Source organism: Yersinia nurmii (genome assembly GCF_001112925.1).
GTDB classification, from domain to species: Bacteria; Pseudomonadota; Gammaproteobacteria; order Enterobacterales; family Enterobacteriaceae; genus Yersinia; species Yersinia nurmii.
Map to the genome: position 1 here is coordinate 14,003 of NZ_CPYD01000015.1, position 12,906 is coordinate 26,908.

Sequence of the window (12,906 nt, forward strand, 5' to 3'; positions counted from 1 at the left end):
ACTATGGCGGCTGTCGCAGCGGAAATCCCGCCTGCGCAGCGCTTCCGCGGCCAGACAACGTAAACAATCGCCTTTTAACCGGCCCGGTAGAAAAAAATATCGGAAGGAATGAACAATGTCTGAAAACGCTGTTGTTTGGGATCTGGCCCTAATTCAAAAATATAACTATTCAGGTCCGCGTTATACCTCATATCCCACCGCCCTTGAGTTTAGCGAATCTTATGATGACGCGGCTTTTGAACGGGCGGTTGGCCGTTACCCTGAGCGACCGCTTTCGCTGTATGTCCATATCCCGTTTTGTCATAAGCTCTGCTACTTTTGCGGCTGTAATAAGCTGGTCACTCGGCAGCAGCATAAGGCTGATGAATATTTGGCGGTGCTGGAAAAAGAAATTCGCCAGCGCGCAGTCTTATTCAAAGGGCGTCAGGTCAGTCAGATGCACTGGGGCGGGGGGACGCCAACCTATCTGAATAAAACGCAAATCACGCATTTAATGAATCTGCTGCGGGATAATTTTAATTTTCTACCTGAAGCGGAACAATCCATTGAAGTCGATCCGCGTGAAATTGAACTAGACGTTATTGATCACTTGCGTGTCGAAGGTTTTAACCGCCTGAGCATGGGGGTGCAGGATTTCAATAAAGAAGTTCAGCGACTGGTCAACCGTGAGCAGGACGAAGACTTTATCTTTGCGCTGATTGCTCGCGCTAAAGCGGTGGGATTCAAATCGACCAATATTGATTTGATCTATGGTTTACCGAAGCAGACGCCAGAAAGTTTTGCCTTTACGCTAAAACGAGTGACAGAGCTTGGTCCAGATCGCTTGAGCGTGTTCAATTACGCTCATTTGCCTTCATTGTTCGCGGCTCAGCGAAAAATCAAAGATGAAGATTTGCCTAGCCCGGAACAACGTCTGGATATTTTACAGCACACGATTAGCTTCCTCACAGATTCAGGATATCAATTTATTGGTATGGATCACTTTGCTCGTCCGGATGATGAACTGGCCGTGGCGCAGCGGGAAGGGACATTACATCGAAATTTCCAGGGTTATACCACGCAAGGCGAAAGTGATCTGCTGGGGCTCGGCGTTTCAGCGATTAGCATGTTGGGCGATAGCTACGCGCAAAATGAAAAAGATCTGAAAACCTATTACGCGAAGGTTGAGGAACGAGGAAAGGCGCTGTGGCGCGGGCTAGCGATGACCGAGGATGACTGCATTCGTCGGGACGTGATTAAAACGCTAATTTGTAATTTTCAGCTGAATTACGCACCGATTGAGCAACAGTATGGTATTCGTTTTGTTGATTACTTTGCCGAAGATTTGGCTTTGCTGGCGCAGTTTGAAGACGATGGGCTGGTGGAGCGAGACGAAACGGGTATTCGGGTGACATCTCGAGGTCGTTTACTGATTCGCAATATCTGTATGTGTTTTGATATTTATTTGCGAAAACAGGCACGTAAACAGCAATTCTCCCGCGTTATTTGATGATTAATCGCCCTCAGCGCAATAGCTGCGGCTAAGGGCGTTATTTCCCGACTATTCCATTCCCAATTCTTTTAGCTTTCTGGTCAGTGTGTTACGCCCCCAACCCAGTAGCCGTGCGGCTTCTTGCTTATGTCCTTGAGTATGGCGCAAAGCGGTGGTGAGCAAAGTACGCTCCATTTCAGGCTGTGCTTCCGATAACAAATCTTGATGACCAGAACGCAAAGCTCTGTCTGCCCATTGAGCCAGTAGCGTGGCCCAGCTATCCTGCTGTTTCTGGTCTTCGGCATTTGGCGAGGCAGTTTCAAACAGCTCTCCCGGCAAATCCTGAATCAGCACTTCCTGTCCGGCTGCCATCACCGTTAGCCAACGACAGGTATTTTCCAACTGACGGACGTTACCCGGCCAGGGTAAACGGGTCAGGGCCGTTTCTGTTTCTGGATGAAGATTTTTGGCTTCCACACCCAATTCTTTGGCCGCAACTTGTAAGAAATAGCGCGCCAGACGAGGAATATCCTCACGACGCTCTCGCAGCGGCGGTAAATGAACCCGAATCACGTTTAAGCGATGGAATAAATCATCGCGGAACTTCCCTTCCTGAACCCGCAGCTCCAGATTTTGGTGAGTCGCTGCAATAATACGCACATCTACTTTCACTGGCGCATATCCGCCAACCCGATAGAACTGGCCGTCAGCTAGCACTCGCAGCAGGCGAGTTTGCACGTCCATCGGCATATCGCCGATTTCATCCAGAAATAAGGTGCCACCGTCGGCCTGTTCAAATCGTCCCTGACGCACCTGATTTGCGCCAGTAAAAGCGCCTTTTTCATGACCAAATAGCTCGGATTCAATCAAATCCTTCGGAATTGCCGCCATATTTAAGGCAATAAACGGCGCTTTTGCCCGTGGGCTATGGCGATGGAGAGCATGAGCGACTAATTCCTTACCGGTTCCAGACTCACCATTAATCAAAACGCTGATGGATGAGCGGGAAAGGCGGCCAATAATGCGGAATACGTCCTGCATTGCCGGCGCTTCACCGATAATATCCGCCGTTGGCCCACTGGCCGGTTGGCTGCGCGGCGGCTGTTGTTGCTCCTGATAATGGCTGATAGCGCGTTCAACCAGCGCGACTGCCTCATCAATATCGAAAGGTTTTGGCAGATAATCGAAAGCACCCTGTTGATAGGCGCTGACCGCCGCATCCAAATCGGAATGCGCTGTCATTATGATGACCGGGAGCATAGGGTGGCGTTGTTTAATCTGCTTGAGCAGCGCTAAACCATCCATTCCGGGCATACGAATATCTGATAACAGCACATCCGGAGTTTGTGTGGCCAAGGCGTCCAACACGGCATGACCGTTGTCGAAACTGACACAGTTTAAACCTGCTCCAGTCAGTGCGCGTTCAAGCACCCAGCGGATGGAGCTATCGTCATCGACGATCCAGACTATCCCTCGTTGCATGGAAACCTCACTGGCGAATAGGCAGGTAAACCGAAAATTCGGTGTGTCCCGGCCAACTGTTAAATTCAATCTTACCCGAATGCTGATCGATAAGGCTGCGTGCTATGGACAGGCCGAGGCCAGTTCCTCCCTCGCGGCCACTGACCATAGGATAGAACAGAGTATCCTGAAGCTGCGCGGGTACGCCGGGGCCGTTATCTTCTATATCAATTCGAGCGGCCAGACGGTAGCGAACGCCGTGAAGCGTAATCTGAAACGCCGTGCGGGTACGTAGAGTGATACTGCCGCCTTTTTCACCCAAGGCCTGTAAGGCATTGCGGGTGATATTCAGTAATACCTGTTCGATTTGTTCCGGATCGTGAGCCAATTCCGGCAGGCTGGGATCGTAATCACGAATCAGGGTGACATTATCCGGCTTTTCCAGTGATACCAACTGGCAAACCCGTTCAGCAACCTGATGAATGCTTTGGTTGATATGCTGACCGGGACGTTGAGGGCCAAGCAGGCGATCTACCAGATTACGCAGACGGTCGGCTTGTTCGATAATCACTTTGGTGTATTCCAGCAGCGATGGGTCAGGTAGGGCCTTCGCCAATAGCTGTGCTGCACCGCGTAAGCCACCGAGCGGGTTTTTAATCTCGTGGGCTAATCCTCTTACCAGATCTCGCGCTGCCACCTGCTGTGCGTGCTGGAGTTGCTCCTGACTGAGGCGGCGCTGATTATCCATTGGAGCCATTTCCAGCAGAATAAAACCTTCGGGTAGCGATTGTGCCGTCAACGATAAAATATGCGCTCGTCCATCGACTACCAGCGTCACTTCATTGTCGGTAAAACCTTGCCCTGAGATCAGACTTTCCCGCATTAGCGGAATATTGAGCGAAAAATAGCCTAATAAATCTGGCAGCGGTGTACCAAAAAGTTTACGGGAGCTTTGCGCCAGCAGTTGTTGGGCAGCGGGATTGGCGTAGTGAATAGCCAAGTCATCATCTAACAGCAGAATGCTGTTAATGAGAGAATTGAGTATCTGCCCAGCATCGGGCAGCGTGCCTGTTGCCATATAGCAGACTCCAGCACTGGTTCAGTGCATTTATCCCGAAAAATCAGCGTAGTTACTGAGTCAGGTTACTATTAAAGAAAGATAAAGTGGAGAAAAAAGCCCATCCGAAGATGGGCTAAAAGTTTCCACGGCAACAAAAAACGGCTACTTAGAATTAGACGCTGTAATACAGTTCGAACTCAACTGGGTGTGGAGTCATGCGAACACGATCCATTTCTTCCTGTTTCAATGCGATATAAGCATCGATGGAATCATCAGTGAATACGCCACCACGGGTCAGGAACTCGCGGTCTGCATCCAGTGCAGCCAGTGCTTCGTCCAGAGAACCGGCAACGGTTGGGATCTCTTTCGCTTCTTCTGGCGGCAGATCGTAAAGGTTTTTATCCATAGCATCGCCAGGATGAATTTTGTTGATAATGCCGTCCAGACCCGCCATCAACTGGGCAGCAAACGCCAGATACGGGTTAGCCGCAGGATCTGGGAAGCGAACTTCAATACGACGACCTTTCGGGCTGGCAATCACTGGAATACGGATTGATGCAGAACGGTTACGGGCAGAGTAAGCCAGCATAACCGGCGCTTCATAGCCCGGAACCAAACGCTTGTAAGAGTTGGTGGTTGGGTTAGCAAAGGCGTTGATTGCTTTAGCGTGTTTGATGATACCGCCGATGTAGAACAGCGCCATTTCAGACAGGCCGCCGTATTTGTCGCCAGCAAACAGGTTAGTACCGTTTTTCGCCAGTGACATATGGCAGTGCATACCAGAACCGTTATCGCCAACCAGTGGTTTAGGCATAAAGGTCGCGGTTTTGCCAAATGCGTGAGCCACGTTGTGCACCACGTATTTGTAAATTTGGATTTCGTCAGCTTTTTTGGTCATGGTATTGAAGCGAGTTGCCACTTCGTTCTGACCAGCGGTTGCCACTTCGTGGTGATGAGCTTCTACTACCAGACCCATTTCTTCCATAGTCAGACACATGGTAGAACGCAGATCCTGAGCAGAATCGACCGGTGGCACCGGGAAGTAGCCGCCTTTCACGCCTGGACGGTGAGCTTTGTTACCGCCTTCGTATTTGGTACCGGAGTTCCACGCCGCTTCGATATCATCGATATGATAGTAAGCGCCAGAGATGTCGTTGCCAAAACGCACGTCATCAAACAGGAAGAACTCTGGCTCTGGCCCGAACAGTACGGTGTCAGCCAGACCGGAAGATTTTAGGAAATCTTCAGCACGTTTAGAGATAGAGCGCGGATCGCGGTCATAACCCTGCATGGTGCCCGGTTCCAGAATGTCACAACGGATAATCAGGGTAGAATCAGCGAAGAACGGGTCCATTACTGCGGTGCTGGCATCCGGCATCAATACCATGTCGGATTCGTTAATGCCTTTCCAGCCGCCAATCGAGGAGCCATCAAACATTTTGCCTTCTTCAAAGAAGTCAGCGTTGACTTGATGAGCCGGGATGGTGACATGTTGCTCTTTCCCTTTGGTATCGGTGAAACGTAAATCAATAAATTTCACTTCGTGCTCATGGATCATCGTCAAAACATGTTCAGCGGACATACTTATATCTCCCGGATTTGTCATAGTCGTCGTCGTGGAACGATTACCGTTATGTACTGAGGTTGTGGCTAGCTGCCATTTTTGTCTGGAAAAAGACTTTTTTAGCTTAAAAAGAGTATTGCGAAAACTGTGCCAACTTTTCAAACCACCCATTTATGCCATATCATGGGGGTCTGCTGATATTCAGTATGCACCAGGATAGTTATATTGCACTATTTTGGTGCTTCCTATGCGCCATTGGGCACCATATTGGTGCAATAATGCGCCGAAAGGCGATTTTTGCACCGTGAATAGGATCACAATCTAACCGATGTCAGGTTGTTTATAAGAGATGGTTGTGATCTTGTTTAGTCCCTCGCTTATTACGTGTACAATAGCGCGCTATTTCTAAATGCCTGAGGCAAAAAAGCTGTGATCGAGAATCTGCGTAACATCGCCATTATTGCGCACGTTGACCATGGGAAAACTACCCTGGTCGATAAGTTGCTGCAACAATCCGGTACTTTCGGCGAACGTACTGAAGCAACCGAACGTGTAATGGACTCCAATGACTTGGAGAAAGAGCGTGGTATAACCATCCTCGCAAAAAATACCGCCATTAATTGGAAAGACTACCGCATCAACATCGTGGATACCCCAGGACACGCCGATTTCGGTGGTGAGGTTGAGCGTGTGATGTCAATGGTTGACTCCGTGCTGCTGGTCGTCGACGCAATGGATGGCCCGATGCCGCAGACCCGTTTCGTGACCAAGAAAGCCTTTGCTCATGGTCTGAAACCAATCGTGGTTATCAACAAAGTTGACCGTCCGGGCGCGCGTCCTGACTGGGTTGTGGATCAGGTATTCGACCTGTTCGTAAACCTGGATGCGACTGACGAGCAGCTGGACTTCCCAATCATCTATGCCTCTGCATTGATGGGTATTGCTGGTGAAGACCACAACGATATGGCGGAAGACATGACCCCGCTGTACCAAGCTATCGTTGATCATGTACCTGCGCCAAAAGTTGACCGTGACGGTCCACTGCAGATGCAAATCTCCCAGCTGGACTACAACAACTACGTTGGTGTTATCGGCATCGGCCGTATCAAACGCGGCGTTGTTAAGCCTAACCAGCAAGTGACTATTATCGATAGCGAAGGTAAGACCCGCAACGGTAAAGTCGGTAAAGTATTGGGCCACATGGGTCTGGAGCGTATCGAGACCAATCTGGCAGAAGCCGGTGACATCATCGCGATTACCGGCCTGGGCGAGTTGAACATCTCTGACACGATTTGTGATGTGAATGCTGTTGAAGCATTGCCAGCACTGTCTGTTGATGAACCAACCGTAACCATGTACTTCTGCGTTAACACCTCTCCATTCTGTGGTAAAGAAGGTAAGTATGTGACTTCACGTCAGATTCTTGACCGTCTGAACAAAGAATTGATCCACAACGTGGCGCTGCGTGTTGAAGAAACTGAAGATGCTGATGCATTCCGTGTTTCAGGCCGTGGTGAACTTCACCTGTCGGTTCTGATCGAGAACATGCGTCGTGAAGGTTTCGAGCTGGCTGTATCTCGTCCTAAAGTTATCAACCGTATGATTGACGGTCGTAACCAAGAACCATTCGAAAACGTAACGCTGGATATCGAAGAGCAACACCAGGGCGCAGTAATGCAAGCCATGGGTGAGCGTAAAGGCGACGTGAAAGACATGGTTCCAGATGGCAAGGGTCGTATCCGTTTGGATTACTCCATCCCTAGCCGTGGCCTGATCGGTTTCCGTACTGAATTCATGACTATGACTTCGGGTACTGGTCTGCTGTACTCCACATTCAGTCACTACGATGATGTGCGTCCAGGCGAAATCGGTCAACGTCAGAACGGCGTACTGATCTCTAACGGTCAAGGTAAAGCTGTTGCGTTCGCACTGTACAAATTGCAGGACCGCGGCAAGCTGTTCATCGGTCACGGCACCGAAGTGTATGAAGGCCAGATCATCGGTATTCACTCACGCTCTAATGACCTGACTGTAAACTGCCTGACTGGTAAGCAATTGACCAACATGCGTGCATCCGGTACTGATGAAGCAACCACTCTGGTTCCTTTCCTCAAGAAAACCCTGGAGCAAGCGCTGGAGTTCATCGATGACGACGAACTGGTTGAAGTAACCCCGCAATCTATCCGCATCCGTAAGCGTCACCTGACGGAAAACGATCGTAAGCGTGCTGGCCGTGGTAGCAAAGAAGGTTAATCCTTTTTAAGCTATAACAGACACTTAGGGCGCAATTGGCGCCCTGAGTTCTTTTTATATCCCACCGTATTTTTAATTCTGTTCTTCCCTTTTTCTTCCTCTGTCTGTTCAGCCCTCTTTTTTACCGTTACAGTGAGCTCACCTTCAAATTTGGGAGAGCGCTATGCTGTATATCTTTGATCTGGGGAATGTGATTGTTGATATCGACTTCAAACGCGTTTTAGGCGTCTGGAGCAAACTTAGCAGTGTGCCCCTGGCAACTTTGACCGAACGTTTCACCATGGGTGATATTTTTCAGCAGCATGAGCGAGGTGAAATCAGCGACGAAGATTTTGCGCGCCGATTTAGTGATGAAATGGGGCTTTCCCTGAGTTTTGAACAGTTTGCCACCGGTTGGCAGGCGATCTTTGTTGGTTTGCGCCCTGAAGTTATCGAGATAATGAAGAAGCTGCGCGAGGAAGGTCACAGAGTCGTGGTGCTCTCTAATACCAACCGTTTGCACTGCGATTATTGGCCGCAACATTATCCTGAAGTCGCTGCCGCGGCAGACCATATGTATTTGTCGCAGGATTTAGGGATGCGTAAACCGGATGCCGATATTTATCACCATGTTTTAAATAATGAAAATCACCCTCCTGAGCAGGCGGTGTTCTTTGACGACGTGGCTGCAAATATCGAAGCGGCGAAGGCCTTGGGTATTAATGCGGTTCATGTAACTGACAAAACCGTTATTCCAGCCTATTTTTCCTAATGAGATCACGGGTTAACGCATTAGGGTTAACCCTTTTCTGACTCACTTTTTGCTCCTAATCCCATTTTTGACTTCGAGGTGAATATGGCAGGATTTCCGCGCTTTCGTTTACCGTCGCCGTTAAAACCCTGCGTCAGCTTTGGGCGAATGCTCTTTAGACGCATAGATCACGATGGTTTAACCATGCTGGCTGGACATCTGGCCTATGTCTCATTACTGTCTTTAGTCCCGTTAATTACGGTGATTTTTGCGCTGTTTGCCGCATTTCCGATGTTTTCGGATATCAGTATTCAATTGAAGAATTTCGTTTTTGCTAACTTTATGCCGTCTACTGGCAATGTTATCCAAGACTATATTGAGCGGTTTGTCGCTAACTCTAACCGTATGACGGCCGTGGGTACCTGCGGCCTGATTGTCACCGCGCTGCTGCTGATTTATTCGGTAGATAGCGTGCTGAATACCATTTGGCGTAGCAAGAATAAGCGTTCTGTCGTCTTTTCCTTTGCAGTGTATTGGATGGTGTTGACGCTGGGGCCGATTTTGGTCGGGGCCAGTATGGCGATCAGTTCGTATTTACTTTCATTGAACTGGCTCGCAACCACCGGAGTGAATGGCTTCATCGATCAGGTATTACGAGTCTTCCCGCTAATATTGTCCTGGATTTCATTCTGGTTACTGTACAGCGTGGTGCCAACGGTACCGGTACGGGTCAAAGATGCGCTGGTTGGCGCGCTGGTAGCGGCAGTTTTGTTCGAATTAGGCAAGAAGGGATTTGCGCTGTATATCACGCTATTTCCTTCCTATCAGTTAATTTATGGCGTTCTGGCGGTTATACCCATTTTATTTTTATGGGTTTACTGGAGTTGGTGCATCGTATTGTTGGGAGCAGAAATCACCGTAACATTAGGTGAGTATCGATCATTACGAAAGCAGGAACCGGGTGACGAAACGTAAAATCAGGAGATGTAGGTTGTTATGATTGCTTTGATTCAACGGGCGCAAAGCGCCAGCGTGGATGTGGATGGCGTTACCGTTGGCACGATTGGCTCGGGATTATTGGTGTTACTCGGCGTTGAGCAAGGAGATACCGAACAAAAAGCGCAGCGTTTGTGTGAACGAGTGCTGGGCTACCGTATCTTTGGTGACGAAAACGACAAGATGAATCTTAACGTTCAGCAAGCCGGCGGTAGCCTGCTGGTGGTTTCCCAATTCACGCTGGTTGCGGATACCCAAAAAGGCATGAGGCCGAGTTTTTCACGCGGTGCGGTTCCAGAGGAAGCCGACAGGCTTTATCAGTATTTTGTTGCTCAGTGTCGCGAGCGTGGTGTAAAAACTGAAACAGGACAATTTGCTGCGGACATGAAAGTCAGTCTGGTCAATGACGGTCCAGTGACTTTCTGGCTACAGGTTTAGGGTGGGGATATTCTGGCTCTGTGATTACTGAGGGTGGCGGAATACATTTTGTTGATGGATTTCTAAGAGAGATAGCTTCTATGTATCACCTACGCGTACCCATAACAGAACAAGAACTTAAAGATTATTATCAATTCCGTTGGGAAATGTTACGCAAACCACTGCATCAACCCGTTGGCTCCGAAAAGGATGCCTATGATGCAATGGCGCATCACCAAATGGTGGTGGACGAGCAGGGAAAACCCGTTGCCGTTGGTCGCTTATATATCAATGCTGATAATGAGGCCGCTATTCGGTTTTTAGCAGTGGATCCGGCTGTGCAAGGCAAAGGATTAGGTACGCTGGTGGCGATGACGCTGGAATCCGTAGCGCGTCAGGAAGGGGTTAAACGGGTAGTGTGTAGCGCCCGTGAGGATGCGGTGGAATTCTTCGGCAAGCTGGGTTTTGTCAGTCAGGGAGAAATTACCGCGCCGCAAACCACGCCAGTCCGTCACTTTCTGATGATTAAGCCGGTGGCGACCATGGATGATATTCTGCATCGCCCAGACTGGTGCGGTCAGCTACAGCAGGCCTGGTACGACCATATTCCGCTCAGTGAGAAAATGGGTGTGCGTATCAGCCAATACACCGGGCAGCGTTTTGTGACGACCATGCCGGAAGCAGGCAATCAAAATCCGCATCATACGCTGTTCGCCGGTAGTTTATTTTCACTGGCAACGCTGACTGGATGGGGTTTGATCTGGCTATTACTACGGGAACGCCAGCTCGGCGGTACTATTATTCTGGCCGATGCACATATTCGCTACAGCGCACCAGTGACCGGACGGCCAAGAGCCATTGCCGATTTAGGCTCGATCAGTGGCGATCTGGATCGTTTGGCGCGTGGACGTAGGGCGCGGGTGCAATTGGAAGTGAATCTATTTGGTGATGAAAACGCTGGAGCCGTATTTTCAGGCACTTATATGGTGTTGCCGGTAACGCCAGGGGACGCCGAAGCGGGTTAATCGTCAGTATTCCCCTATTCCGCGAGGTTGCAGCAGAAAACGGCTACAACCTCGTGCGACGCCGGTTCGTTGCTAGAATAGCCGTTAGAATCCGAATTATATTGCCTCAGGGCGTTGTCACGGCGTTCACTTCGCCAGCCTGCATCATCTGGTTAACCTGTTGCCCGCTGTTCTCTGTTGCCTTTAACGAGCCGCTTAGCGAGCTTTTAAAGGGTATGCTCTGAGCCAGACTGCCTTTTAGCTGCAAATTCAGATTACCTTTGCCTTCGAATGGCAGTTTTGGCCATCCCCAATTGTGCAATAAATTCACATCCACCGAGCGCCCCGTCAGCGTCAGGGAGAATGGGCGCTCTGTGGTTTGCCCGATTTCAGCTTTGGCTTCCAGCAAGCCTTCCGATGTGAATGCGCTGAGATCGCTGAAGGTTATTCGCTGATCGTTAGCAGTGAGAGCCAATGATGGGCGGCGCAAATCATTACGGTTGAAGGTAGCATTACCGGCATTCAGCGTTAGTGAGCCAGACCAAACTCCCCACTGGCTATGTTTGGCCAGCACCAGATTGCTGCCAAAACCGTCTAGCGCGGTGAGCTGGAATGGGAAATCAGGGTTGATATCAATCAGCAGGTTACGGCTGGCGGATAGTTTATTGACCTGTACTTCTGCTAACCAGCTCGGTAGGGACTTTTGCCAGAGCTGTCGCCAGTTTGCTGGCAACGTATATTCTAAAGAAACAACCGCCAGCTCATTAAGCTGTAACTGATGATTGGCTCGGTTCCAGATACCGGCACTTCGGATCAGCCCGTTTTGCCAGCGGGTAGAAAATTGTTTAATCGCCGCGCCGCTATCGGAAAGTTCCAGCGTCAGCATAGGGTCGATCAGATGGATATCACCCTTGATAATATCCCCCGCATTAAGCGTTAGCTCGCCGTCGGCGCTACGCCAATCACCTTTTTCAAACGCCACATTTTTTAGCGTGAGATCCAAATCGTTAAACGCCCAGTTATTGCCTTCGACTCGTGCATCGATCAAATCGAAGCGTTTAACCGTGAGCGGCGGCAGTTGCATATAGCTATGCCACAGATCGTCCAGCGTCTTCGCGGTTTGCAGGCGCACGTTACTGAGACGCAAATGCTCTACCTGCCAGCGGCCATCCTGCTCGCGATTCGCTTCACCGGTCAGTTCCCCTTTGGCGATATTGGCACCGAAGTTAGTGAGCTTCAGCGCCTGTTTGTTTTTTGTACCTTGTACAAAGACGTTTTCGAAAGCATTCCCGCCGAAGGTTAGCTCATCGGCGCTAAACTGGAATTGGTTGTTCTCACCCAAGCGATCGCCCGCTTTGGGTTGCCACGGAATAATACCGCCAGTGATATTTTTACCTTGAATGCTTGATCCGAGCGAAGCGATATTTAGCGCCATGTTTGACAGGCGTAGCGTATCGGCCTGAATATTTAACGTTGGGGACGGAGCGTCCAGATTTAGGCTGCCCTGTTGTAACAGCAGGCTGCGGAAGTGTCGTGGCTCAGTGATTTGACGCCAACTCAGCCCAAAAACAACTTGCTCGGCGTTAAGAAGGACGGGTTTGTTGGATTGCGAAATAATGACTTCGCTGAAGGTAATCAGCCCCGGCTGAGACCAATCGTGATCGATTTTACCCAGAGATAGCTGATATTGGCTGTTATCGCTCACCCAGCGACTGAGGTTTTTGGCTCCCCAGCTGGTTTGCAACAGTAAATAAGCGATGACTACCAGCAGCACCAGGAGGAGTAACAGAGTCAGGAGTACTTTTCCGATAGTTTTCATCTGGTAAATCTCAGTCTGTTGGCGTGAAGTTATCTCCGTTTATGCCGCAATTCGACCCTGACCTCAATAGACAATTCTTTAATCAGGAATAAAAAATGGTCAATGCTGCACTAGCATCGACCATTCAGATT

Annotated in this window: 10 protein-coding genes; 6 read left to right on the forward strand and 4 right to left on the reverse strand. The window is 49.6% G+C overall.

The genetic code is table 11. The features are described 5' to 3' along the window. The first annotated feature begins 115 nt into the window (after positions 1 to 115). The gene (gene hemN / locus AD970_RS16280) at positions 116 to 1,489 is read left to right on the forward strand and encodes an oxygen-independent coproporphyrinogen III oxidase (protein ID WP_049601393.1); all 1,374 of its coding nucleotides are present in this window, start codon (positions 116 to 118) and stop codon (positions 1,487 to 1,489) included. Positions 1,490 to 1,540: 51 nt separating this feature from the next. On the opposite strand, the gene glnG is transcribed toward hemN, so the two are convergent. The 3 genes from glnG to glnA all read right to left on the reverse strand — a co-directional run bounded on the left by glnG (position 1,541) and on the right by glnA (position 5,574). Further along, positions 1,541 to 2,953, reverse strand: coding sequence for a nitrogen regulation protein NR(I) (gene glnG / locus AD970_RS16285; RefSeq protein WP_049601395.1), 1,413 nt, complete (start codon positions 2,951 to 2,953; stop codon positions 1,541 to 1,543). A gap of 7 nt (positions 2,954 to 2,960) precedes the next feature. Next, a complete protein-coding gene (gene glnL, locus AD970_RS16290; RefSeq protein ID WP_049601398.1) occupies positions 2,961 to 4,010 on the reverse strand; it encodes a nitrogen regulation protein NR(II) in 1,050 nt (349 codons plus the stop codon). A 154-nt stretch (positions 4,011 to 4,164) separates the two neighbouring features. Then, a complete protein-coding gene (gene glnA / locus AD970_RS16295; protein WP_049601400.1) occupies positions 4,165 to 5,574 on the reverse strand; it encodes a glutamate--ammonia ligase in 1,410 nt (469 codons plus the stop codon). Between the two features lie 411 nt (positions 5,575 to 5,985). Between glnA and typA the strand changes: the two genes are divergently transcribed. The 5 genes from typA (at position 5,986) to fabY (ending at position 10,977) form a co-directional block, all read left to right on the forward strand. Further along, the gene (typA, locus tag AD970_RS16300; protein ID WP_049601403.1) at positions 5,986 to 7,809 is read left to right on the forward strand and encodes a ribosome-dependent GTPase TypA; all 1,824 of its coding nucleotides are present in this window, start codon (positions 5,986 to 5,988) and stop codon (positions 7,807 to 7,809) included. Positions 7,810 to 7,972: 163 nt separating this feature from the next. Then, positions 7,973 to 8,560: a glucose-1-phosphatase gene (gene yihX, locus AD970_RS16305; RefSeq protein ID WP_049601406.1), complete on the forward strand. Its 588-nt coding sequence runs from the start codon at positions 7,973 to 7,975 to the stop codon at positions 8,558 to 8,560. An 84-nt stretch (positions 8,561 to 8,644) separates the two neighbouring features. After that, positions 8,645 to 9,514 (forward strand): virulence factor BrkB family protein, encoded by an 870-nt coding sequence (locus AD970_RS16310; protein ID WP_049601409.1) that lies wholly within the window; start codon positions 8,645 to 8,647, stop codon positions 9,512 to 9,514. 21 nt (positions 9,515 to 9,535) lie between these two features. After that, positions 9,536 to 9,973: a D-aminoacyl-tRNA deacylase gene (gene dtd, locus AD970_RS16315; RefSeq protein ID WP_049601411.1), complete on the forward strand. Its 438-nt coding sequence runs from the start codon at positions 9,536 to 9,538 to the stop codon at positions 9,971 to 9,973. 80 nt (positions 9,974 to 10,053) lie between these two features. Beyond that, a complete protein-coding gene (fabY, locus tag AD970_RS16320; protein ID WP_049601414.1) occupies positions 10,054 to 10,977 on the forward strand; it encodes a fatty acid biosynthesis protein FabY in 924 nt (307 codons plus the stop codon). A 106-nt stretch (positions 10,978 to 11,083) separates the two neighbouring features. Here the strand turns inward: fabY and AD970_RS16325 are convergent, their stop codons facing one another. Beyond that, positions 11,084 to 12,775 carry an AsmA family protein gene (locus AD970_RS16325; protein ID WP_049601417.1) on the reverse strand — a complete coding sequence of 564 codons (1,692 nt, stop codon included), beginning with the start codon at positions 12,773 to 12,775 and terminating at the stop codon, positions 11,084 to 11,086. Between the last annotated feature and the right edge of the window lie 131 nt (positions 12,776 to 12,906).

Bases quoted from the DNA above. Each gene is read 5' to 3' on its own strand.
- hemN (WP_049601393.1), top strand. From the start codon at position 116: ATGTCTGAAAACGCTGTTGTTTGGGATCTGGCCCTAATTCAAAAATAT.
- glnG (WP_049601395.1), bottom strand. From the start codon at position 2,953: ATGCAACGAGGGATAGTCTGGATCGTCGATGACGATAGCTCCATCCGC.
- glnL (WP_049601398.1), bottom strand. From the start codon at position 4,010: ATGGCAACAGGCACGCTGCCCGATGCTGGGCAGATACTCAATTCTCTC.
- glnA (WP_049601400.1), bottom strand. From the start codon at position 5,574: ATGTCCGCTGAACATGTTTTGACGATGATCCATGAGCACGAAGTGAAA.
- yihX (WP_049601406.1), top strand. From the start codon at position 7,973: ATGCTGTATATCTTTGATCTGGGGAATGTGATTGTTGATATCGACTTC.
- AD970_RS16310 (WP_049601409.1), top strand. From the start codon at position 8,645: ATGGCAGGATTTCCGCGCTTTCGTTTACCGTCGCCGTTAAAACCCTGC.
- dtd (WP_049601411.1), top strand. From the start codon at position 9,536: ATGATTGCTTTGATTCAACGGGCGCAAAGCGCCAGCGTGGATGTGGAT.
- fabY (WP_049601414.1), top strand. From the start codon at position 10,054: ATGTATCACCTACGCGTACCCATAACAGAACAAGAACTTAAAGATTAT.
- AD970_RS16325 (WP_049601417.1), bottom strand. From the start codon at position 12,775: ATGAAAACTATCGGAAAAGTACTCCTGACTCTGTTACTCCTCCTGGTG.